The organism is Microbacterium sp. ARD31, from assembly GCF_031844425.1.
Genome location: NZ_JAUZVE010000009.1, coordinates 87,758 through 108,261, shown reverse-complemented (window position 1 = coordinate 108,261; position 20,504 = coordinate 87,758). Strand labels below are relative to the sequence as shown.

Sequence of the window (20,504 nt, the reverse complement as noted above, 5' to 3'; positions counted from 1 at the left end):
ATCGGCCGGCGGGGTCGAGCGCCCCTCAGCCGACCCCGGGGCGGGCCCCGTCGGTGACGGTCACGCCGGCGAGGAAGTCGAGCATCTGCGCGATCTCCCATCCCGCGTGCACGGGGTACTGCACGCGCACCACTCCGGCGGGCTCGGCGCGGGTGGTGCGCACCGACACGGTCGTGTAGCCGTCGTCGTCGCCGACCGCGACGTGGAAGGTGCGCCCGTCGTGCACGACGGGTTCGCCGTGGAGCTGCTGCCGGTCGAACATCACCACGAGCTTGCCGATGAAGTCGTCGGGGTCCTCGGACACCGAGCCGTCCGACGGTGCGATGGTGAGCGCGGTCGGCGACTGGCCCTGCACGTGCCAGCCCACGGGCACCTGGTCGAAGACGTAGGGCTCGACCGCCAGCGGTCCACCGGCCAGCGTGACCCGGTCGCTGACCACCGAGCCGCGACCGTCCGGCGGTGTGGGGGTGGTGCCGGTGCCACCGCCCCCGAGCGCGCCGGCGACCAGGACCGCCACCACTGCGACGGTCGTCATCGCGGAGGCGGCGTAGCGGAACCGTCGACGGCGGCGCACCAGCAGCGCCTGCTGGGCGCGCGCGAGGTCGCCGCCGGGCTCGGAGGCAGGGGACTCGCCGGGACCGGCGGCCAGGGCGAGCACGCGGTGCAGGTCGGGGTCCTGGTGGATGGTCACGAGAGGGCCTCCAGTACGTCGGGCGCGGCCTCGAGGACCGAGCGGAGGTGGGCGAGCGCACGGGCGTTCTGGGACTTCACGGTCCCGGTGGAGCAGCCGAGCGCCTCGGCGGTCTGGGCGACATCGAGGTCGTGCCAGTGCCGCAGGACCACCACCGCCCGCTGGCGGGGCGCGAGGGTGGCCAGGGCGTCGAGGACCAGCCGCCGGAGCACGACGTCCTCGGGTGACGCGGCGGGCTCGGCGGCGGCCGTCCGCGGGTCCGCCGCCACCGACTCGCGACGCCGGTGGGCCCGGCCCGCCTCGTCGAGGAACGCGTTGGTCAGGCTCCGACGCGCGTAGGCCAGGGGGCTGTCGGCGCGCCGGACCCTGGTCCAGGCGAGGAAGAGTCGGGTCAGGGTGATCTGGACGACGTCCTCGGCGTGGGCGGCGTCCCCGGCGCACAGCAGGGTCGCCGTGCGCACGAGGTCGCGCCGGTGCGCGGCGGTGAACGCCACGAACTCCTCGGTCCGGCTCCGCGACCTCATCCCACCCGCCTCCACACCCTGCTGACCGGGGCGAGCGCCTGCGAGGTTGCTCGGGATCGCGGGCAACCCCACGGGTGCTCGTGCCGGTCAGGTCGACGTGAGGATCTTCGCAGCAGTGCCCGTCGTCGCCGTCTCGGCAGTGATCGGCCTGGGCCTGCTGCTCCTGCCGGGTCACTCCGAGGACGCCCGGCGCGCCGGTGCGCCTCCGGAGCGGGTGCCGGCACCGGTGGTCGCACCGTCCGCGGAGGCGGCGACGCAGCCGGTGCCGCCGAGGCACTCGACCACCGATCCGACCAGCCCGTGGGTGGTTGTCAACAAGACGCACCCCATCACCCCGCTGGACTTCCGTCCCGACGTCGCGATCGTGCGCGGCTACCAGGTCGCGACGGTGGCGGCCGCCCCGCTGACGCGCCTGCTCGACGCCAGCGACCGGGCCGGGCTCGGCTTCAAGATCGCGAGCGCCTTCCGGTCCTACGACTACCAGCGGCAGGTCCACGACGCGACCGTCGCCGCGCGAGGGCGGGTGCAGGCGGACCTCGTCTCGGCGCGCCCCGGGCACAGCGAGCACCAGACGGGCCTGGCCGTCGACCTGGTCACTCCTGCCGACCCGCGCTGCAGCTTCGACCCGTGCTTCGCCCGCACCCCGGGCGGCCGCTGGCTCGCCCGGCACGCGTGGCGCCACGGCTTCGTGGTCCGCTACCGCGCGGGCGACGAGGACGTCACCGGCTACCGTCCTGAGCCCTGGCACCTGCGCTACGTCGGCGTCGAGCTGGCCGCCGAGCTCCGCCGGTCGGGCACGACGACCCTGGAGGAGCACTTCGGCGTGGCGGGCGGGACCTACCGGTAGCGGGCATGGATCGCCGGTGGTAGGCGTTGGGGGCACATCACCCCACCGACGAAGGGCAACCCATGCGTGCTGTGGTCTACACCGAGAGCGGCGACTCCTCCGTGCTGGAGGTGGTCGAGCGTCCGGTGCCGGAGCCGGGGCGGGGCGAGGTCCGGATCCGGGTCGTCCGCGCCGGCGTGAACCCGACGGACTGGAAGTTCCGCGCCGGCGGCATGGGCGAGCTGGCCTTCCCCGAGATCGTGCCGGGCCAGGACGGCGCGGGCATCGTCGCCGCGGTCGGCCCCGGCGTGACGGACCTCGCGGTCGGCGACCGGGTCTGGACGATGCTCGCCCAGCACACCCGTCCCGGCGGCACCGCCCAGGAGCACGTCGTGCTGCCGACGGCCAACGTGACGGTCCTGCCCGACGCGGCGTCGTACGACCTGGGCGCCTCGCTCGGCGTCCCGGCGGTCACCGCGCACCGAGCGCTGACCACCTCGGAGGACGGACCCGACCGGCTCGCGCCCGGCGCGCTGGACGGCATGACCGTGCTCGTGTCGGGCGGTGCCGGCGCGGTCGGCAACGCGGCCATCCAGCTGGCCCGGTGGGCCGGCGCCACGGTCATCAGCACGGTCAGCAGTCCCGAGAAGGCCGCGCTGGCGGCTGCGGCAGGCGCGCACCACACGGTGGACTACCGCGAGGCCGACGTCGTGGCGGCCGTCCGCGAGGTCGCCAAGGACGGCCTCGACCTCGTCGTCGAGGTGGCGCCGGCGCAGAACCTGCGGTCCGACGTGCGGCTGATCCGTCCGCGCGGCACCATCGCGATCTACGCCAACAACGGCGGTGACGAGGTCACCCTCAGCGTCCGCGAGACCTTCTCCACCAACGCCCGCTTCCAGTGGGTGCTCCTCTACACCGTCGGGCAGGAGGCACTGCGCGCCGCGGCCGAGGACATCACCGCCGCCGTCGCGGACGGCGCGCTCGGGGTGGGCGAGGAGCACGGCCTGCCGCTCCACCACTACCCGCTCGCGGAGGCGGCGCAGGCGCACGCCGCGGTGGAGGGCGGCGCGGTCGGCAAGGTGCTGCTCGACGTCGGTGACGTCCGGGCAGAGTGAGCCTCAGAACAGCTGGGGCACGAATGTCTGCTCGTGCAGGGGCGGGCGGACGTACGGGATGTCGCGCACCTCGGGCAGCGTGACCCGCGGCGGGGCGACGTCCTCGTAGTCGAACTGCGCCAGCAGGTGGCTGATGCAGTTCAGCCGCGACGCGAGCTTGTCGTCGGACGGCACGACCCACCACGGAGCCTGCTTGATGTCGGTGTACTGGAAGGTCGTGTCCTTGGCCATCGAGTAGCGGACGTAGAGCTCGCGCTCGGCGAGGTCCATGTCGGAGAGCTTCCAGCGCTTGAGGGGCTCGTTGTTGCGGGCCTCGAAGCGCCGCTGCTGCTCCTCGGCGCTGACGGAGAACCAGTACTTGAGCACCACGATCCCCGAGCGGACGAGCATCCGCTCGAGCTCCGGGCAGCTGCGCAGGAACTCCTGGTGCTCGTCCTCGGTGCAGAAGCCCATCACCCACTCGACGTTCGAGCGGTTGTACCAGGAGCGGTCGAACAGGACCATCTCCCCGGCGGCGGGCAGGTGCTCGACGTAGCGCTGGAAGTACCACTGTGTCGTCTCCCGGTCGGTCGGCTTCGGCAGTGCGGCGATCCGGACGGTGCGCGGGCTGGTGCGCTCGGTGATCCGCTTGATCACCCCGCCCTTGCCGGCGGAGCCGCGGCCCTCGAAGAGCACGACGACCTTGAGGCCCTGCGACTGGATCCAGTACTGGAGCAGCACGAGCTGCTCCTGCAGCCGCTTCATCTCCGCCTCGTAGACCGACCTGCGCAGCCGGCCCTTCGCGGTGTAGCGCTCGTCGTCGGTGCCGTCGACCATGCCGCCTCCCGGGGTGCTGTCCCCGAGGGTACGGCTACCGGCGGAGGCGGCGGATCGCGAGCAGGCTGACCGGGACGAGGGTGAGGTGGCACGTCGCGAGCGTCGCGGTGCTCACCGCGTCGAGGTCGACCGGGACGGTCATCACCAGGATCGTCGCGACGGCGAGCAGCGGCGCCACCACGGCGGCGACCCGGGGCACCCACCGCAGCCGGTGCGCGAGCAGCCCGACGAGGGTGAGACCGGCCCCCAGCGGGACGGCGGTGAAGCCCGCCACGGTGGCCGCGTCGACGGTGGCGCGGCCGTCGTCCCGGGTGAAGGTGAAGTCGCCGCCGGCGAGTCGCCCGACGGCGTACACCACGAGGTTGACCAGCACGGCTGCGACCACGGCACCGACGACCGTGCGGACGCGCGCCCGTGGCCGGTCCTGCACAGCGGCGGCGACGGCGCTCACGACGCCGCCCGCACCAGGTAGGCCTCGATGCGGTCGAGCGCGCCGTTCCACACCTCGGCGACGAAGAAGTCGCGCACCTCGGGCACGGGGAAGCCGACCTGGTGCACCGACATCAGGGTGCCGTCGCCGTCGGCCTCGAAGGTGACGGTGATCCGGGTGGCCATCTCGGCCCCGTCGGGGGACCGGCCGACGGAGTCGGTGACGAGGCGGTGGGGTCGGTCGATCTCGACGAACGTCTGGGTCTCCCGGAACAACAGGTCCGGGCCGGGTCCCCAGACGGCGACCTGCTGGCCGCCGACGCGGAGGTCGACCTCGATCTCGACGATCCCCGGCTCCTCGTCGAGGATCGAGAACCACACCTTCTGCTTCTCGGCGTCGGTGTAGGCGTCGAAGACCTCCTCCGGGGTCGCGGGGAGGCGGCGCGACGTGCGCAGGTCGAGCTGCCCGGTGGTGTCGTCGGTGGTGTGGTCGGTGGTGTCGTCGGTGGTCATCGGTCCTGGCCTTTCTGGAGGGTGAAGTAGGCGTCGAGGCCGTCGAGGCGGCGCTCCCACAGGCCCTGGTAGAAGGAGATCCAGGCCATGGCGTCGTCCAGTCGCTCGGTGCCGAGGCGGCAGTGGCGCGAACGGCCCACCTTCTCGGTGGTCACCAGCCCCGCCTCCTCGAGCACGTGGAGGTGCTTCTTGACCCCGGTGAGCGAGATGCCGAGGGGCTCGGCGAGCTCGGAGACCGTGGCCGGACCGCGGCCGAGGGTCTCGAGCATCGCGCGACGGGTGGGGTCGGCGAGGGCGGAGAAGGCCCGGTCGAGGACGTGTTGCTGAACCATGTGGTTCACCATTGCACACTGAACCGATCGGGTCAATGTCTGCTTGGCAGGACCACCGTCGCGACCAGCCCGCCGCCCGGGCGCGGGGCGAGGGCGAGCGTCCCGTCGTGGGCGGCGGTGATCCGCTGCACGATCGCCAGCCCGAGGCCGACCCCGCCGTGGTCGTCGTGGAGGCGTTGGGAGCCGCGCCGGAACGGCTCGGCCAGGGTGGCGACGAGCGCAGGGTCGAGCGGCGCGCCGGTGTTCTCGACCCTGAGGGTGGCGCTCGCGGCGCTGGTGCGGGCGGTGACCCACGCGCGGCCACCCCCGTGGTTGTGCACGATCGCGTTGTGCAACAGGTTCGTCGTCAGCTGCAGCAGCAGCGCGCGTGAGCCCGACGCCACGGCAGGGTCGCCCGCCGTCGTCACCACGACGTCGCGCTGCTCGGCGAGGGGCAGCAGGACCTCGGCCGCCTCCTCGGCGAGGAGCGACAGGTCAACCGGCTCGTGCTCGAAGGAGCGCTGGTCCGCGCGGCTCAGCAGCAGTAGGGCCTCGGTGAGGTCGATGGCCCGCGCGTTGACGGTCCGCAGCCTCGCGACGAGCAGGTCAACGTCCGGGTGCGGGTCCCGTGCCGCCACGTCGAGCAGTGTGCGGGTGATGGCGAGCGGCGTACGCAGCTCGTGGGACGCGTTGGCCGCGAACCGCTGCTGCTCCGCGACGTGGCCCTCCAGGCGCTCGAGCATGCCGTCGAACGCGTCGGCGAGCTCGCGGAACTCGTCGCTGCGACCGGGCAGCCGGATGCGGTGGTCGAGCGCACCGTCGCCGGCGGCGCGGGTCGCGGCGGTGATCCGCTCGAGCGGGGCGAGCATCCGGCCCGCCAGCACCCAGCCGCCCGCGAGCCCGACCACGAGGAGCAGGGCCATCATCAGCGCGGCCTTGGGGGCGAAGGCGGCCCACAGGTCCGAGCGGCCGGGCATGAACCTGGTGCCGAACCCGTCGGGCGAGGCGAGCCCGCTCGTGGACCCGGCCTCGTCGGGCACGTAGCGGAGCAGGAAGACCCAGACGACGGCCAGCAGCCCCGCGCCCGCCACGAGGAGGAACCCGGCGTAGCTGAGCGTCAGCCGCAGCCGGACGCTGGGGCCGGGCTCCCTAGCCACGGGGCTCGGCATCGACGTCGATGCGGTAGCCGACGCCCGGCACGGTCGCGATCACCCACGGCTCGCCGAGCCGCTTGCGCAGTGCCGACACCGTGATGCGTACGGCGTTGGTGAACGGGTCCGCGTGCTCGTCCCACGCCCGCTCCAGCAGGTCCTCGGCGCTGACCACGCCGCCCTCGGCGGCGACGAGGACCTCCAGCACGGCGAACTGCTTGCGGGTGAGGGCGACGTAGCGGCCGTCGCGGTGCACCTCGCGCCGGAACGGGTCGACCCGCAGGCCGGCCAGCTCACGGACCGGGGGTCGGTGGTGCCCGCGCCGCCGGTCGAGCGCGCGCAGCCGGAGCACCAGCTCCTGGAGCTCGAACGGCTTCGTGAGGTAGTCGTCGGCGCCGAGCTCGAAGCCCGACGCCTTGTCGTCGAGGCGATCGGCCGCGGTGAGCATGAGGATCGGCAGGCCCGAGCCCGACGCGACGATGTGCGCGGCCACGTCGTCGCCGGACGGCCCGGGGACGTCGCGGTCCAGGACGGCGATGTCGTAGGAGTTGGTGCCGAGGAGCTCGAGCGCGGTGTCGCCGTCGCCGGCCACGTCGGCCGCGATCGCCTCGAGCCGCAGCCCGTCGCGGATCGCACCCGCCATCAGGGGCTCGTCCTCGACGATCAGCACGCGCATGCCCTCGATGGTAGGGAGCGCGGTGTGTCGTCGGCGTATCGGAAAACGCATACGCTCCGGCAACGCCGCGGTTCCTTCACTGGACGCATGTCCCCTGCACGCCTTGCCGCTCTCGCCCTCGCCCTCCTCGCCTTCGGCTGTGCCGCGACCCAGGAGCCGTCCGTCCTCGCCCTGGACCGCATGGGCCGGTCGTCGTCGGTCGAGCCCGGCATCGCGCGCCTCGACGTCCGGCTGCGCGAGGCGCTGCGGGCCGCGACGGCCGCGGCGGAGGTCGACGGGGTCGACATCGTCGTGAACAGCGGCTGGCGGTCGCGGGCCCAGCAGGCACAGCTGTTCGAGGCGGCGGTCGCCGAGCACGGCTCGGAGGCGGCCGCCGCCGCGTGGGTCGCGCGCCCGGGCACGTCCGCCCACGAAGCCGGCCTGGCCGTGGACGTGGGGCCGCAGCGGGCCGCCGACTGGTTGGCCGAGCACGGCGCCGACCACGGCCTGTGCCGGGTGTACGACAACGAGCCCTGGCACTTCGAGCTCGACCCCGCCGCGCCGGACCGCGGCTGCCCACCCACCTACGCCGACCCGACGGACGACCCGCGGCTGCAGGGACGGGGCACGCGATCCGGCCGGCTCAGCCCTGCAGGCGGTTGAGGACGGTGGTCATGTCGTCCTCGGTGTCGCTGCCGATCTTCTCGAAGACGATCTTCATGATCGGGTCGGCGACCTTCGCCGCGCCGGACAGCTCGATCACCGCCTCGTAGGTGATCCGGCTGCCCGGGCCGTCGGGGCTCGGCACGACGGTGATGGTGTCGGTCGAGGTGGCGGTGTCGTTGCGCCCCACCAGGACGATCGTGTCGTCGGTGAGCTGCTCGAGGGTGTACTCGAGCTCGGTGCTCACCCCGGCGATCTTGGAGGTGTTGTGCCACCGCGAGCCGACCTGGACGGGGCCGGAGTCGAGGCGGGTGCAGGACTCGGTGCCGGGGTCCCAGTCCTCGGCGTTGCCGAAGTCCTTGAGGTAGGCGATCACCAGGTCGGGGGCGGGGCGGACGTCGAAGGTGCGGCTCACTGTCGTCATGTCCTCGACAGTAGGCACGTGGCTCGCGCCCGCAGCTCGCCCGAAGGGGTGGCGGTCCTCAGCCGGACGCGGCGGCGTAGGCGGCGGTGAGCTGCTCCTCGGCCGCGGTGAGGTAGCGCTCCAGGGCGGTCGCGGCGGCGTCGGGCTCGCCCGACTCGAGGAGGTCGAGGATCCGGCGGTTGTCGGCGAGGTAGGGCTCGTGGAAGGTCTGCGGCGCTGCCATCACGTGGAAGACCAGCCGCAGCTCGGCGAGCACGTGGCGCATCGCCTCCTCGACCCGTGGGCTGCCGGAGAGTGCGGCGAGGGACTGGTGGAAGCGCATGTTGGCGGTGCCGACGTCGACCCAGCGTCCCTCCGCCGCGGCCGCCTCGCCCTCCTCCACCGCACGGCGTACGTCGTCGAGCGGGGCGCCGGCCGGGCAGGCCCGCAGGGCGCCCGCCTCGACGAGCCGGCGGAAGCGGTAGAGGTCGTGGACGTCGGCGACGGTGAGCCGCCGGACGAAGACGCCGCGGTTGAACTCGTGGACGAGCAGCCGCTCGTGCGCGAGGAGCCGGAAGGCCTCGCGGAGGGTGTTGCGCGAGACGCCCAGCGCGGCGCCGATGTCCTCCTCGGAGAGCCGGGTCCCGGGCGGGAGCCGGCCCTCGGTGACGTGCGCGCGGAGGATCTCGGCCACCCGGCCCGCCGTGCTCGCACGACCCAGTGCGGCCCGCTCCGCGGACAGCTCCTGCACCCAGGCACCCGACACCACGGCACCAGTCTAGGGGGACGAGGGGATTGACAGATTGTTCAACAATCCTGCACCGTGGTGTGACGGGGCTCACCACACGGACAGGAAGACCGATGGACCAGCAGGTAGACGAGCAGACGTCAGGCACGGCCGCCCGGGCGAGGAGAGGTGCCCTGGTCGGGGCCATGTTCCTGATGGCGACCAGCGCGATCGGACCGGGCTTCATCACCCAGACCACCGTCTTCACCGACCAGCTGGGCGCGGCGTTCGCCTTCGCGATCCTGGTCTCGATCCTGGTCGACATCGCCGTGCAGCTGAACGTGTGGCGGGTGATCGGCATCGCCGGCATGCACGCGCAGGACCTCGCCAACAAGGTCGCGCCGGGGGCGGGCTACGTCCTCGCCGCCCTGGTCGTCCTCGGCGGGCTGGTGTTCAACATCGGCAACATCGGCGGCACCGCGCTCGGGATGAACGCGATGTTCGGGATGGACGTCAAGCTCGGCGGTGCGATCTCGGCGGTCATCGCCATCGGTGTCTTCCTGAGCCGCCGCGCAGGCGTGGCGATGGACCGCATCGTCGTCGTGCTCGGGGTCGTGATGATCGCGATGGTTCTCTACACCGCCTTCGTCTCCGACCCGCCGGTCGGCCAGGCGCTGAAGCAGAGCGTGCTGCCCGACGAGGTCGACTTCCTCATCATCACCACGCTGATCGGCGGCACCGTCGGCGGCTACATCACCTACGCCGGTGCCCACCGCCTCGTCGACTCCGGCATCACCGGCGCCGACCAGGTCGCGCAGATCAGCCGCGGCAGCGTGACCGGCATCCTGGTCACCGGCGTCATGCGGGCGCTGCTGTTCCTCGCGGTGCTCGGCGTGGTCTCCGGCGGCGCCGTCCTGGCCGCCGACAACCCGCCGGCCTCGGCCTTCCAGCACGCGCTCGGCGACGCGGGCGTCCGGGTCTTCGGCGTCATCCTCTGGGCCGCGAGCATCACCTCGGTCATCGGTGCGTCCTACACCTCGGTGTCGTTCCTGAGCGGGCTGCTCAAGGGCGACCAGCGCCGCCGCAACCACGGCGTCGTCGCGTTCATCGTGGTCTGCGCGGGCCTGTTCCTGGTCCTCGGCAAGGCGCCGGTCACGCTGCTGGTCCTCGCGGGCGCGCTCAACGGCCTCATCCTCCCGGTCGGGCTCGCCGTGATCCTCTGGGTCGCCGCCCGCCGCACCCACGACCTGCTCGACGGCTACCGCTACCCCCGTTGGCTGCTCGCCGTCGGCATCGCGGTGTGGGTGCTGACGGTCTACCTCGGCTGGAGCTCCCTGGGCGGCATCGCCGACCTGTGGGCCTGAGGGAGGCGACGATGACGACCACGGTCGACCTCAACGCCGACCTCGGCGAGGGCTTCGGGCGCTGGACCCTCGGCGACGACGAGGCCCTGCTGGAGGTGGTGTCGAGCGCCAACGTGGCGTGCGGCTTCCACGCCGGAGACCCGACCGCGCTGCGCCGCGTCTGCGCGGTGGCGGCTGAGCGCGGGGTGGCCGTCGGGGCCCAGGTCGGCTACCGCGACCTCGCCGGCTTCGGCCGTCGCTTCATCGACGTCGAGCCGGAGGAGCTCACCAACGACGTGCTCTACCAGATCGGTGCCCTCGAGGCCTTCACGCGCGTCGCCGGCGACCGGGTCCGCTACGTCAAGCCCCACGGCGCGCTCTACAACGCGATCGTGCACCACGAGGCGCAGGCGGCCGCGGTAGTGGAGGCCGTCCACCGCTACGACCCCGCGCTGCCCGTCCTCGGGCTCCCGGGGTCGGTCTTCCTCACCCTGGCTGCCGAGGCCGGCCTGCCCACGGTCGCCGAGGCGTTCGCCGACCGCGCCTACACGCCCGAGGGCACCCTCGTGTCCCGACGCGAGGAGGGCGCGGTGCTCCATGACGCCGACGAGGTCGCGGCCCGGTGCGTCGCGATGGCGACGCGGGGCGAGGTCGAGGCGGTCGACGGCACGGTCGTCGCCGTACGCCCGTCCTCGCTGTGCGTCCACGGCGACAGCCCGGGGGCGGTCGCGATGGCGGTCCGCGTGCGCGACGCGCTGCACGACGCGGGCGTGCGGGTCGCCCCCTTCGCGGGCGGCGCGACCTGATGCGGGTCCTTCCCTGCGCCGACTCCGGGCTGCTCGTCGAGCTCGACGACCTCGACGAGGTCCTCGCGCTCTACGCCGAGCTGGTCGACGAGCCGCCCGCCGGTGTCGTCGACCTCGTCCCCGCGGCGCGCACGCTGCTGCTGCGCCTCGACCCGGCCGGTGCCGACCCGGCCGAGATCGAGCGAGCGGTGCGCGGGGCCCGGCCCACGCGTGGTGCCCGGCCCGACGTCGGGCAGGTCGAGATCCCCGTCGTCTACGACGGCGCCGACCTGCAGGAGGTCGGCGAGCTGACCGGCCTCGGCGAGCGAGGGGTGGTCGAGGCCCACACCGGCCAGGAGTGGACGGTGGCCTTCGGCGGCTTCGCGCCCGGCTTCGGCTACCTCGTGGGCACCGACGAGCGGCTCCACGTGCCGCGTCGCAGCACCCCCCGCACGCGGGTGCCAGCCGGCGCCGTCGGCCTGGCGGGCGAGTTCGCGGGGGTCTACCCCCGGGAGTCGCCGGGCGGCTGGCAGCTGCTGGGCCACACCACCCTGCGCACGTGGGACCTCGACCGGGACCCGCCGGCGCTGCTGCTCCCCGGGGTGCGGGTCCGCTTCGTGGAGGCGACGTGACGGCGCGCGCGCTGGAGGTCGTGGCGACCGGCCCGCTGGCCACGGTCCAGGACCTCGGCCGCCCCGGGCTGGCCGCCCTCGGTGTCGGCCGCTCCGGCGCGGCCGACACCGACTCGATGGCGCTGGCGAACCGGCTCGTCGGCAACGCACCCGGCACCAGCTGCGTCGAGGTGACCTTCGGTGGGCTCGAGGTGCGCGCCCACGGCGGCCTCACCGTCGCGCTGGCCGGTGCGCCGTGCCCGATGGACGTCGACGGGCGCCAGGTCGCGCCGTACGCCGTCGTCTGGGTGCCCGACGGCGCCACCCTGCGGCTCGGGGCCCCGACGTCCGGCCTGCGCAGCTACCTCGCGGTCCGCGGCGGCGTCGACGTGACCCCGGTGCTCGGCTCGCGGTCGACCGACACGCTGTCGGGGGTGGGGCCGCCGCCGCTGGAGCCGGGCCGGCAGCTGCGGGTGGGTCGTGCCACCGGGCCGCTGCCCGGCGTCGACCACGCGCCCGTGCGCGTGCCCGACAGTGGCGACGTGTGGCTGCGCGTAGCCCGCGGTCCCCGCGACGACTGGTTCACCGAGGCGGCGTACGACGCCCTCCTCGGGTCGCCCTACGAGGTCACCGCCGAGAGCAACCGCGTCGGCATGCGTCTGGACGGCGCGGCGCTCGAGCGGGCGCGCGACGACGAGCTGCCGAGCGAGGGCATGGTGGCGGGTGCGCTCCAGGTCCCGCCCTCAGGGCAGCCGACCCTGTTCCTGGCCGACCACCCGGTGACCGGGGGCTACCCCGTCATCGCCGTCGTGGTCCGCGCCGACCTCGGGCTGGCCGCACAGGCCCGGCCCGGGCAGCACATCCGATTCCGCGGCAGCACGAGGTGACCACGATGACCGACGACCCGTCCACGCTCTCGCCCGCCGAGGCGCGGGCGCGCTTCCGCTCCGGGCTGCGCGTGCCGACCGCCGGCTGGTCCGCCGGCTGGACGCAGGCGAACCTCATCGCGGTGCCCCGCGACGTGGCGTACGACGTGCTGCTGTTCGCCCAGCGCAACCCCAAGCCGTGCCCGGTGCTCGACGTGACCGAGCCGGGCGCCACGAGCAGCCCGCTGTTCTCGGGCGACCTGCGCACCGACCTGCCGGGCTACACCGTCTACGAGAACGGCGAGCTCGTCGGGGAGGTCGACGACGTCAGCCACCTGTGGCGCGACGACCTGGTCGCCTTTCTGGTGGGGTGCAGCTTCACTTTCGAGGCGGCCCTGGTGGACGCGGGCGTGCCCGTGCGGCACGTCGAGGCAGGCAGCAACGTGCCGATGTACCGCACGTCGGTCGAGTGCCGCCCCGCCGGCTCGATCTCCGGGCCGCTCGTCGTCTCGATGCGTCCGGTCCCGGCAAGCCAGGTCGCGACCGCGGTGCGCGTCACCTCGCGCTACCCGTCGGTGCACGGCGCGCCCGTCCACGTCGGCGACCCGCGGGCGCTCGGCATCGCCGACCTCGACGAGCCCGACTTCGGCGAGCCCGTGGAGGTCCGGCCTGGCGAGGTGCCGGTGTTCTGGGCCTGCGGGGTGACTCCGCAGGCGGCGGTGATGCAGTCGCGGCCGGCGTTCGCGATCGGCCACGCACCCGGCCACATGGCGATCACCGACGCGCGCGACAGCGACTACCTGGTGCCCTGACGCCCGTCCCGGCGCGCGAGCTGCAGGGGCAGGCCGACGAGGCGCTCGAGCGGGCCACGACGGCCGGCCGCGGCGTAGCCGGCTCCGATCGCGAGCAGGATCCCGGCGTGGAGGACGTAGGTCCCCGGGTCCTCCCGCGGCCACACGTCCGGGGTGTGCAGCAGGACGTGCAGCGAGTAGAGGGTGAGGGTCATCGCGCCGGCGCCGAAGCAGATGGCAAGGGCGACCACCCCCGGTCGTGGCAGCAGGTGCTCGACCAGCAGGCAGCTGCCGATGACCAGCATCGCGCTCCCGATGGTCTGGACGAGGTCGAACGGCGTGGAGCTGTGAGGAGCGACGAGGAGCAGCCACGACCAGTCGCCGTCCGCCGGCGGGTTGCCGAACATCCCGGTCGCGCCGTCCTCGGCACGCGCGGGGTCGGCGAGCGCCCGCGACACCGCCGTGCTGAGCGCGGCGAGCCCCGCGCCCGCCAGCGCGACAGGTCCCGCCACGTGGGGGTTGCGGAGGTCGAGCCTGCCCAGGGCGAGCCCGGCGAGCAGGTACGCCAGCCACGGGACGACGGGGTAGTAGCCGGTGAAGAACAGCTCGCTGGCGAGCCGGCCCGGGTCGGCCAGCTGCGCGAACGTCGGGCTGTCGAAGCCGCGCGGAGGCAGGTGGGGACGGACCAGGTGCGAGACGACCGGGCCCACGAGCACCCACGCGGCGCACAGCAGCGCCAGGGACGGGGCGCCGAGGCGGACGAACGGGAGGCCCATCAGGAACAGCACGCCGTAGTAGGTGAGGATGACGGCCAGGCCGCTGCCCACGCCGCCGAGCGCCAGTCCCGCCACCGCGATCAGCGCGGCCCGGGCGGCCATGGCGAGGAGGTCACGACCGCGGCGCTGGTGCCGGGTCATCAGTGCGAGGCTGGCACCCGCGAGCACGGCGAACAGCGCCGAGGAGCGCCCGCCGGCGACCCACTGGACCGTGGTGAGGTCGCCCGAGGCCGTGCGCTCGTCGAACAGGTGCGTGGCGACCATGCCAAGGAGCGCCAGGCAGCGGGCGACGTCGAGCCCGACGAGCCGGTCGGCCGCTGGTCCCATCGCCCCAGACTAGGTCGAGCGTGCGGGAGCCGGTCGCCGCTCAGGAGTCGAAGCCGAGGCCGGCGCGGTCGAGGGTCCGGAGGAAGAGGTTGCGCCGGCCCTGCCGGTGGTCGGCCCGGTCGAGTGACCAGCGGGTGAGGTTGATCCCGATCGAGGCGAGCGGCTCGGGCGGGAACGGCAGCGGGCGCTCCCGCACCATGCGGAGCTCGGTGCGCTCGGTGGGCTCGCCGGCCAGCAGGTCGAGCAGCACCTGGGCGGCGAAGCGGGTCGCGCCCACGCCCAGCCCGGTGAAACCCGCGGCGTGCGCGACCCGGCCGCCGTGGCTGAGCCCGTAGAACGCGGTGAACTGGGTGCACGTGTCGATCGCGCCGGCCCAGCGGTGGCTGAACCGCACGTCCTCCAGCTGGGGGAAGGTGGCGAGGAAGTGCGACGCGAGGCGTGCGTGGCTCGCGGGGCGGTCCTCGTGCCGGGCGCGCACCTGCCCGCCCGTCGGGTAGATCGCGTCGTACCCGCCCCACAGGATCCGGTTGTCCGCCGTCAGCCGGGAGTAGTGGAACTGGTTGGCGAGGTCGCCGAGTCCCTGCCGGCCCGCCCAGCCGACCGAGGCGAGCTGCTCGTCGGTCAGCGGCTCGGTCATCAGCACGTAGTCGTAGACCGGGACGGTCATCAGCCGGTTGCGGCGCAGCAGCGACGGGAAGACGTTGGTCGCGAGCACCACCTGGTCGGACGTCACCACGGCCCGGTCCGTGTGCACCTCGATCTTCGACAGGCCAGCGCCCGAGGACGTACGCCGCAGCTCGGTGACGGCCGAGTGCTCGTGCAGCTCGACGCCGAGCTCCGCTGCGACCCGGGCGAGCTCGTGCGCGAGCCGGGCGGGGTGGACCAGCGCGTTCTGGTCGGGCTCGAGGACGCCGGCCAGGAACAGCGGGCTGTCGACCTCGGCCCGGATGCCCGCTGCGTCCAGGAAGTGGGGCTCGCCCCGGAGCTCCTCGACCTGGTGCTCCTCGACGGCGACGCCGAGCGCGCCGGTGCGTTCCCACTCGCACGCCAGCCCGAGGGTGCGTACGTCGTCCTCGAAGGCGTCGAGGTTCTCCCGGCCGAGCCGGTCGAGGACGTCGTGCTCCTCCGGCCAGCGGGCCCGGCCGTTCTCCTCGCCGTGGGTGAGCGACGCCTCGCAGAACCCGCCGTTGCGGCCCGAGGCCGCCCACCCGACGGTGCGCGCCTCGAGGAGGGTGACCCGGAGCGCCGGGTCGCGCCGCTTGGCGTGCACCGCGGTCCAGAGCCCGAGGTAGCCGCCGCCCACGATGGTCAGGTCGGCGGTCGTGGAGGCCGTCAGCTCGGGGTGGCGTGCCTCCGCTCCGGAGTCCTCCAGCCAGAAGACCGCCTGCCTGCTGCCCGCGAGCGCACGCTCGACCAGCCGGGGGTCGGGCGCGTGCCGCTCGTAGGCGGTGCGGTGGGCGAGCACGTCGGGAAGTGTGTCAGCCGGCTGCCGCGGAGAGGGCCGCGTCGAGGACCGCCAGGCCCTCCCGGACCTCGTCGTCGCTGGTGGTGAGCGGCGGCACGACGTGGATCCGGTTGTAGTTGGAGAACGGCAGCAGGCCGCGCTCCTGGCAGCCCTTCACGACCGCGGACATCTCCGCGCTGGCGCCGCCGTAGGGGGCCAGGGGCTCGCGCGTCGCCCGGTCGCGGACCAGCTCCACGGCCCAGAAGGCGCCGGTGCCGCGCACCTCGCCGATCCACTCGTGCTTCTCGGCGAGCGCCCGGAGCCCGGGGCCGATCACCTCGGCGCCGAGCCGGTCGGCGCGGGCGACGACGTCGTCGTCCTCCATCGCCCGGATGGTCGCGACCGCCGCGGCGCAGGCGAGGGGGTGGCCGGAGTAGGTGAGGCCGCCGGGGTAGGTGCGGTGGGCGAACGTCGCGTGGATCGCGTCGCTGATCGCGACCCCGCCCAGCGGGACGTAGCCGGAGTTCACCCCCTTGGCGAAGGTCAGCAGGTCGGGGACCACGCCCCCGTGCTCGACGGCGAACCAGCGCCCCGACCGGCCGAAGCCCGACATCACCTCGTCGGCGACGAGCACGATGCCGTACCGGTCGCAGATCTCCCGGACCCCGGCGAGGTATCCCGGCGGCGGCACCATGATGCCGGCGGTGCCGGGGATCGCCTCGAGCACGATCGCCGCGACCGTCGCCGGTCCCTCGAGGGCGACGACCTGCTCGAGGTGCTCGAGCGCTCGCTCGCACTCCTCTGCCTCGGTGGTCGCGTGGAACGCGCTGCGGTAGAGGAACGGGCCGAAGAAGTGGACCGTGCCGGCGGAGCCGTGGTCGCTCGCCCACCGGCGCGGGTCGCCGGTCATGTTCACCGCGAGGTGGGTGCCGCCGTGGTAGCTGCGGTAGGTCGTCAGCACCTTGTGGCGCCCGGTGTGCAGCCGTGCCATGCGTACGGCGTGCTCGTTGGCGTCGGCGCCGCCGTTGGTGAAGAAGACGTGGTCGAGGTCGCCGGGGGTGTGCGACGCGATGAGGCGGGCGGCCTCCGAGCGGGTGCCGTTGGCGAATGCCGGCGCGACCGTGGCGAGGTGCCCGGCCTGCTCGCGGATGGCCGCGACGATGCGCGGGTGCTGGTGGCCGAGGTTGGTGAAGACCAGCTGGGAGCTGAAGTCGAGGTAGCGCCGGCCGGCCCCGTCCCAGACGTGGCTGCCCTCGGCGCGGGTGATCACCATCGGGCTGATCTCCGCCTGGGCCGACCACGAGTGGAAGACGTGCGCGCGGTCGAGCTCGTAGGCCCGCTCCGCGTCGTGGGTGCCGGCGAGGTCCGACGTGCTGATCACGTCAGTCATTGCGCGGGAACCCCAGCTCGAGGCCACCCTCGGGGCGGTTGGCCGGGTCGATCCACCGGGTGGTGACGACCTTGCCGCGGGTGAAGAAGTGGACGCCCTCGGTGCCGTGGGCGTGGGTGTCACCGAAGAGCGAGCGCTTCCAGCCTCCGAACGAGTAGTAGGCCACCGGCACCGGGACCGGCACGTTGACGCCGATCATCCCGACCTCGACGTCGGCCTCGAAGCGGCGGGCCGCGCCACCGTCGTTGGTGAAGACCGCGGTGCCGTTGCCGTACGGGTTGGCGTTGACCAGCGCGACCGCCTCCTCGTAGGAGCCGACCCGGACCACCGACAGCACCGGGCCGAAGATCTCCTCGGTGTAGATCTCCATGTCGGGTGTGACCTCGTCGAAGAGCGTCGGCCCGAGCCAGAAGCCGTCGGTCACGTCCTGGGAGCCACCGCGCGCCTCGATGTCGCGGCCGTCGACGACGACCTTCGCGCCCGCCGCCTCGCCGGAGTCGATGAAGCTCGCGACGCGGTCCCGGTGGGCCTTCGTGACGAGCGGACCCATGTCCGCCTCCTTGCCCTCGCCGGTGGCGGACCGGCCGCCGTCTCCGATCAGGAGCGTGCGGGTGCGGTCGGCGATCCGGGCGACCAGCTCGTCGCCGATCGGGTCGACGGCCACCAGCACGCTGATCGCCATGCAACGCTCGCCGGCGCTGCCGTAGCCCGCGTTGACGGCGGAGTCGGCGGCGAGGTCGAGGTCGGCGTCGGGCAGCACGACCATGTGGTTCTTCGCCCCGCCGAGGGCCTGCACACGCTTGCCGTGCCGGCTCGCGGTCTCGTAGACGTACTCCGCGATCGGCGTCGAGCCGACGAAGCTGATCGCCTGCACGTCGGGGCTGGTGAGGAGCGCGTCGACCGCCGTCTTGTCGCCGTGCAGGACGTTGAAGACGCCGTCGGGGAGTCCCGCCTCCCGCCACAGTGCGGCGAGCCAGCCGGCGGCGCTGGGGTCCTTCTCGCTCGGCTTGAGGACGACGGCGTTGCCGGCCGCGATGGCGATCGGGAAGAACCACATCGGCACCATGGCCGGGAAGTTGAACGGGCTGATGATGCCGACCACGCCGAGGGGCACCCGCTTGGAGTGCACGTCGATGCCGGTCGACGCCTCCTCGCTGTGCCCGCCCTTGAGCAGGTGCGAGATGCCGCAGGCGAACTCCACGACCTCCAGTCCGCGGGCGATCTCGCCCATCGCGTCGGAGTGGACCTTGCCGTGCTCGGCCGTGATGATCGCCGCGAGCTCCTCCTTGCGGTTGAAGAGCAGCTCGCGGAAGGCGAACAGCACCTGCGTACGCCTTGCCAGCGAGGTCGTGCCCCACGCCCGGGCGGCGCGCGCGGCGGCCGCGATGACGTGGGCCGCGTCGGCCTCGCTCGCGAGCGCGACCCGGCCGGTCACCTGGCCGGTGGCGGGGTTGGTCACGTCCGCCCAGCCGGTGGGGGAGCCGGTCAGCTCGCGGCCGTCCACCCAGTGCACGATGTCGACGGGTCCAGAGGTCGTCATGCCGCCATCCTGCTCGTTCGCCACCGCTCGCCGGGGCTGTCGGATCGTAGGCTTTGGGGTCCTCGTTCGGACACTTCGTCACCCGTCACCCGCGTAGGCTGCCTGCCGTGGCCGAGGTGACGCCGGGCGTGACGCTCCAGGAGGCGCTCGCGCTGCCCACCTTCCACCGGGCGGCGCCGAGCGTCGTCGCCGGCGCGTCCGCGACCCACCGGCCGATCCGCTGGGTGCACGCCACCGAGCGGCCCGACGTGCGCGAGCTCCTGCGCCCCGGTGACCTGGTGCTGACGATGGGCACGGGCCTGCCCGCCGACGACGACGCGTCCGGGTTGTCCGCCTTCGTCGACGAGCTGGTCGACGTGGGCAGCGCCGGCGTGGTCGTCGAGCTTGGGAGGCGGTGGCGGTCAGAGCTGCCCGAGCCGCTGGTCGCGGCGTGCGAGCGGCACGGCCTCCCCCTGGTGGTCCTGGCCCGGGAGACCCGGTTCGCCGCCCTCGCACAGGAGATCGGCGAGCGCGTCGTCGACCACCAGCTCACCGAGCTGCGCGAGGCCCAGCGGGTCCACGAGACGTTCACCGAGCTGAACTTCTCGCAGGCCGGGCCGGTCGAGATCCTGCAGGCCGTGCAACGGCTCTCCGGGGGACCGGTGGTGGTCGAGAACGCGCAGCACCGCCCCCTCGACTACTTCGCCGGTCCCGACGACACCGCCGGCTTCCTTGACGGCTGGCCCGCCCGGTCGCGCCGGGTCGAGGTCGCCGGCCGCACCGGGTGGGACGCCGCGAACGGCTGGCTCGTCACCCGTCTCGGGACCACGGAGCAGGCGTGGGGCCGGCTCGTCATCGGCTCCGCGACCGCGCCCCCGCAGCGCCTCGTCGCGGTGGCCGAGCGGGCGGCCGCGGCGCTCGCGCTGCACCGGCTCCACGACCGTGACCGCGGCACCCTGATGCGCCGCACCCACCTCGAGCTGCTGGCCGGCCTGTCCGAGCACCCCGGCTCCGAGGAGGTGCTGCGCCGCTGCGAGGTGGCCGGCTTCCCCGTCCGCCGGCGCCGGTTCGTCGGCCTCGTCGTCCGCCCCCGCGTCGGTACGACGACCCCCGCCGACCTCGACGAGCTCGCCGCGGCCGTGGTGCGGGCCGCGCACGGCCTCCGCCTCCCGGCCCTGGTCTGCGAGGTCGAGCGCGACCTGCGGGTGCTCGTGTCCGCGCCGGCCACGGCCGACGCAGACGACCTCGTCGACCGGCTGGCCGCCCGCGTGCTGCCGCACCACGACGTCGTACTGGCTGCGGGGCGGGTGGCCGACGACCGCGACCAGGTCGCGCGCTCGGTGACGGAGGCCGGCCAGGTCGCGGACGCGGCGCCGCAGAGCCGCCGCGAGCGCGACCCGGACGTGCACCGGCTGGCCGACCTGCACCTGCGGGGGCTGCTCGCCCTGCTCGGCGAGGACGAGCGGGTGCGGCTGTTCGTCGACCGCGAGCTCGCCCCGCTCAAGCGGCACGACAGCGCCGAGGGGTCGCGGACCGAGCTGCTCGCGGCGCTGCGGGCGCTGCTGCTCCACCCGTCCAGCAAGACCGACGCGGCGGCCAGCCTGCACCTGTCCCGCGCCGCGTTCTACGACCGACTGGCCCGCATCGAGACGGTCCTCGGCGCCGACCTCGACGACCCCGACGTCCGGGTCTCCCTGCACGTCGCCCTCGTCGCCGACGAGCTCGCCAGTGATCCCCGGCCGGCCGGGGATCGCTGAACATGTCAGCCCGTGCACGGCCTGACAAGTTCAGCGAGAGCCTGACAAGTCGGCGCGCGGGGCCGCCGGAT

At 73.9% G+C, this 20,504-nt stretch carries 23 protein-coding genes; 9 read left to right on the top strand and 14 right to left on the bottom strand.

Annotated features, from left to right (window positions below):
- Positions 1 to 25 precede the first annotated feature (25 nt).
- On the bottom strand, positions 26 to 691 hold the full coding sequence (locus Q9S36_RS21965) for a hypothetical protein (RefSeq protein ID WP_311286984.1): 666 nt from the start codon (positions 689 to 691) through the stop codon (positions 26 to 28).
- A complete protein-coding gene (locus tag Q9S36_RS21960; RefSeq protein ID WP_311286983.1) occupies positions 688 to 1,215 on the bottom strand; it encodes a SigE family RNA polymerase sigma factor in 528 nt (175 codons plus the stop codon). Before Q9S36_RS21960 ends, Q9S36_RS21965 begins: the two co-directional genes overlap by 4 nt.
- A 115-nt stretch (positions 1,216 to 1,330) precedes the next feature.
- On the opposite strand from Q9S36_RS21960, the gene Q9S36_RS21955 reads away from it, so the two are divergent.
- Both Q9S36_RS21955 and Q9S36_RS21950 read left to right on the top strand, forming a co-directional pair.
- Positions 1,331 to 2,062, top strand: a complete 732-nt coding sequence (locus Q9S36_RS21955; RefSeq protein ID WP_311286982.1) for a M15 family metallopeptidase — start codon at positions 1,331 to 1,333, stop codon at positions 2,060 to 2,062.
- A 62-nt stretch (positions 2,063 to 2,124) separates the two neighbouring features.
- On the top strand, positions 2,125 to 3,156 hold the full coding sequence (locus Q9S36_RS21950; protein ID WP_311286981.1) for an NADPH:quinone reductase: 1,032 nt from the start codon (positions 2,125 to 2,127) through the stop codon (positions 3,154 to 3,156).
- Between the two features lie 3 nt (positions 3,157 to 3,159).
- Here the strand turns inward: Q9S36_RS21950 and ppk2 are convergent, their stop codons facing one another.
- Genes ppk2 through Q9S36_RS21920 form a run of 6 tightly spaced genes read right to left on the bottom strand, consistent with a single transcriptional unit; the run spans position 3,160 to position 7,052 of the window.
- The gene (gene ppk2, locus Q9S36_RS21945) at positions 3,160 to 3,972 is read right to left on the bottom strand and encodes a polyphosphate kinase 2 (RefSeq protein ID WP_311286980.1); all 813 of its coding nucleotides are present in this window, start codon (positions 3,970 to 3,972) and stop codon (positions 3,160 to 3,162) included.
- Between the two features lie 34 nt (positions 3,973 to 4,006).
- Complete coding sequence (locus Q9S36_RS21940; RefSeq protein WP_311286979.1) at positions 4,007 to 4,423, bottom strand: DUF6069 family protein; 417 nt, start codon at positions 4,421 to 4,423, stop codon at positions 4,007 to 4,009.
- Positions 4,420 to 4,914, bottom strand: coding sequence for an SRPBCC domain-containing protein (locus tag Q9S36_RS21935; protein WP_311286978.1), 495 nt, complete (start codon positions 4,912 to 4,914; stop codon positions 4,420 to 4,422). Before Q9S36_RS21935 ends, Q9S36_RS21940 begins: the two co-directional genes overlap by 4 nt.
- The gene (locus tag Q9S36_RS21930; RefSeq protein WP_311286977.1) at positions 4,911 to 5,246 is read right to left on the bottom strand and encodes a metalloregulator ArsR/SmtB family transcription factor; all 336 of its coding nucleotides are present in this window, start codon (positions 5,244 to 5,246) and stop codon (positions 4,911 to 4,913) included. Before Q9S36_RS21930 ends, Q9S36_RS21935 begins: the two co-directional genes overlap by 4 nt.
- A 32-nt stretch (positions 5,247 to 5,278) precedes the next feature.
- The gene (locus Q9S36_RS21925; RefSeq protein ID WP_311286976.1) at positions 5,279 to 6,382 is read right to left on the bottom strand and encodes a HAMP domain-containing sensor histidine kinase; all 1,104 of its coding nucleotides are present in this window, start codon (positions 6,380 to 6,382) and stop codon (positions 5,279 to 5,281) included.
- Positions 6,375 to 7,052, bottom strand: a complete 678-nt coding sequence (locus Q9S36_RS21920) for a response regulator transcription factor (RefSeq protein ID WP_311286975.1) — start codon at positions 7,050 to 7,052, stop codon at positions 6,375 to 6,377. The genes Q9S36_RS21925 and Q9S36_RS21920 overlap by 8 nt, the downstream gene beginning before the upstream one ends.
- Before the next feature lie 87 nt (positions 7,053 to 7,139).
- Between Q9S36_RS21920 and Q9S36_RS21915 the strand changes: the two genes are divergently transcribed.
- Complete coding sequence (locus Q9S36_RS21915; RefSeq protein WP_311286974.1) at positions 7,140 to 7,694, top strand: D-alanyl-D-alanine carboxypeptidase family protein; 555 nt, start codon at positions 7,140 to 7,142, stop codon at positions 7,692 to 7,694.
- On the opposite strand, the gene Q9S36_RS21910 is transcribed toward Q9S36_RS21915, so the two are convergent.
- Together Q9S36_RS21910 and Q9S36_RS21905 are read right to left on the bottom strand one after the other, a co-directional pair.
- The gene (locus tag Q9S36_RS21910; protein WP_311286973.1) at positions 7,675 to 8,118 is read right to left on the bottom strand and encodes an SRPBCC family protein; all 444 of its coding nucleotides are present in this window, start codon (positions 8,116 to 8,118) and stop codon (positions 7,675 to 7,677) included. The genes Q9S36_RS21915 and Q9S36_RS21910 overlap by 20 nt on opposite strands.
- A 58-nt stretch (positions 8,119 to 8,176) precedes the next feature.
- Entirely contained in the window at positions 8,177 to 8,866 is a 690-nt protein-coding gene (locus tag Q9S36_RS21905; protein WP_311286972.1) for a GntR family transcriptional regulator, read from the bottom strand.
- 92 nt (positions 8,867 to 8,958) lie between these two features.
- Between Q9S36_RS21905 and Q9S36_RS21900 the strand changes: the two genes are divergently transcribed.
- From Q9S36_RS21900 to Q9S36_RS21880, 5 genes are read left to right on the top strand one after another with little or no spacing between them, the layout of a single operon-like run.
- The gene (locus Q9S36_RS21900) at positions 8,959 to 10,188 is read left to right on the top strand and encodes a divalent metal cation transporter (protein ID WP_311286971.1); all 1,230 of its coding nucleotides are present in this window, start codon (positions 8,959 to 8,961) and stop codon (positions 10,186 to 10,188) included.
- Positions 10,189 to 10,199: 11 nt separating this feature from the next.
- A complete protein-coding gene (locus Q9S36_RS21895; protein WP_311286970.1) occupies positions 10,200 to 10,973 on the top strand; it encodes a 5-oxoprolinase subunit PxpA in 774 nt (257 codons plus the stop codon).
- Complete coding sequence (locus tag Q9S36_RS21890) at positions 10,973 to 11,584, top strand: allophanate hydrolase subunit 1 (RefSeq protein WP_311286969.1); 612 nt, start codon at positions 10,973 to 10,975, stop codon at positions 11,582 to 11,584. The genes Q9S36_RS21895 and Q9S36_RS21890 overlap by 1 nt, the downstream gene beginning before the upstream one ends.
- Positions 11,581 to 12,450 (top strand): biotin-dependent carboxyltransferase family protein, encoded by an 870-nt coding sequence (locus Q9S36_RS21885; RefSeq protein WP_311286968.1) that lies wholly within the window; start codon positions 11,581 to 11,583, stop codon positions 12,448 to 12,450. Before Q9S36_RS21890 ends, Q9S36_RS21885 begins: the two co-directional genes overlap by 4 nt.
- Before the next feature lie 5 nt (positions 12,451 to 12,455).
- Positions 12,456 to 13,241, top strand: coding sequence for a putative hydro-lyase (locus tag Q9S36_RS21880; protein ID WP_311286967.1), 786 nt, complete (start codon positions 12,456 to 12,458; stop codon positions 13,239 to 13,241).
- On the opposite strand, the gene Q9S36_RS21875 is transcribed toward Q9S36_RS21880, so the two are convergent.
- From Q9S36_RS21875 to Q9S36_RS21860, 4 genes are read right to left on the bottom strand one after another with little or no spacing between them, the layout of a single operon-like run.
- Positions 13,226 to 14,323 (bottom strand): heparan-alpha-glucosaminide N-acetyltransferase domain-containing protein, encoded by a 1,098-nt coding sequence (locus tag Q9S36_RS21875; protein ID WP_311286966.1) that lies wholly within the window; start codon positions 14,321 to 14,323, stop codon positions 13,226 to 13,228. The two genes, Q9S36_RS21880 and Q9S36_RS21875, sit on opposite strands and share 16 nt — an antisense overlap.
- A 40-nt stretch (positions 14,324 to 14,363) precedes the next feature.
- On the bottom strand, positions 14,364 to 15,788 hold the full coding sequence (locus tag Q9S36_RS21870; RefSeq protein ID WP_311286965.1) for an FAD-dependent oxidoreductase: 1,425 nt from the start codon (positions 15,786 to 15,788) through the stop codon (positions 14,364 to 14,366).
- Positions 15,789 to 15,801: 13 nt separating this feature from the next.
- Complete coding sequence (locus Q9S36_RS21865; RefSeq protein ID WP_311286964.1) at positions 15,802 to 17,157, bottom strand: aspartate aminotransferase family protein; 1,356 nt, start codon at positions 17,155 to 17,157, stop codon at positions 15,802 to 15,804.
- Positions 17,150 to 18,697 carry a CoA-acylating methylmalonate-semialdehyde dehydrogenase gene (locus Q9S36_RS21860; RefSeq protein WP_311286963.1) on the bottom strand — a complete coding sequence of 516 codons (1,548 nt, stop codon included), beginning with the start codon at positions 18,695 to 18,697 and terminating at the stop codon, positions 17,150 to 17,152. The genes Q9S36_RS21865 and Q9S36_RS21860 overlap by 8 nt, the downstream gene beginning before the upstream one ends.
- 107 nt (positions 18,698 to 18,804) lie before the next feature.
- Between Q9S36_RS21860 and Q9S36_RS21855 the strand changes: the two genes are divergently transcribed.
- Positions 18,805 to 20,433, top strand: a complete 1,629-nt coding sequence (locus Q9S36_RS21855) for a PucR family transcriptional regulator ligand-binding domain-containing protein (RefSeq protein WP_311286962.1) — start codon at positions 18,805 to 18,807, stop codon at positions 20,431 to 20,433.
- The last annotated feature ends 71 nt before the right edge of the window (positions 20,434 to 20,504 follow it).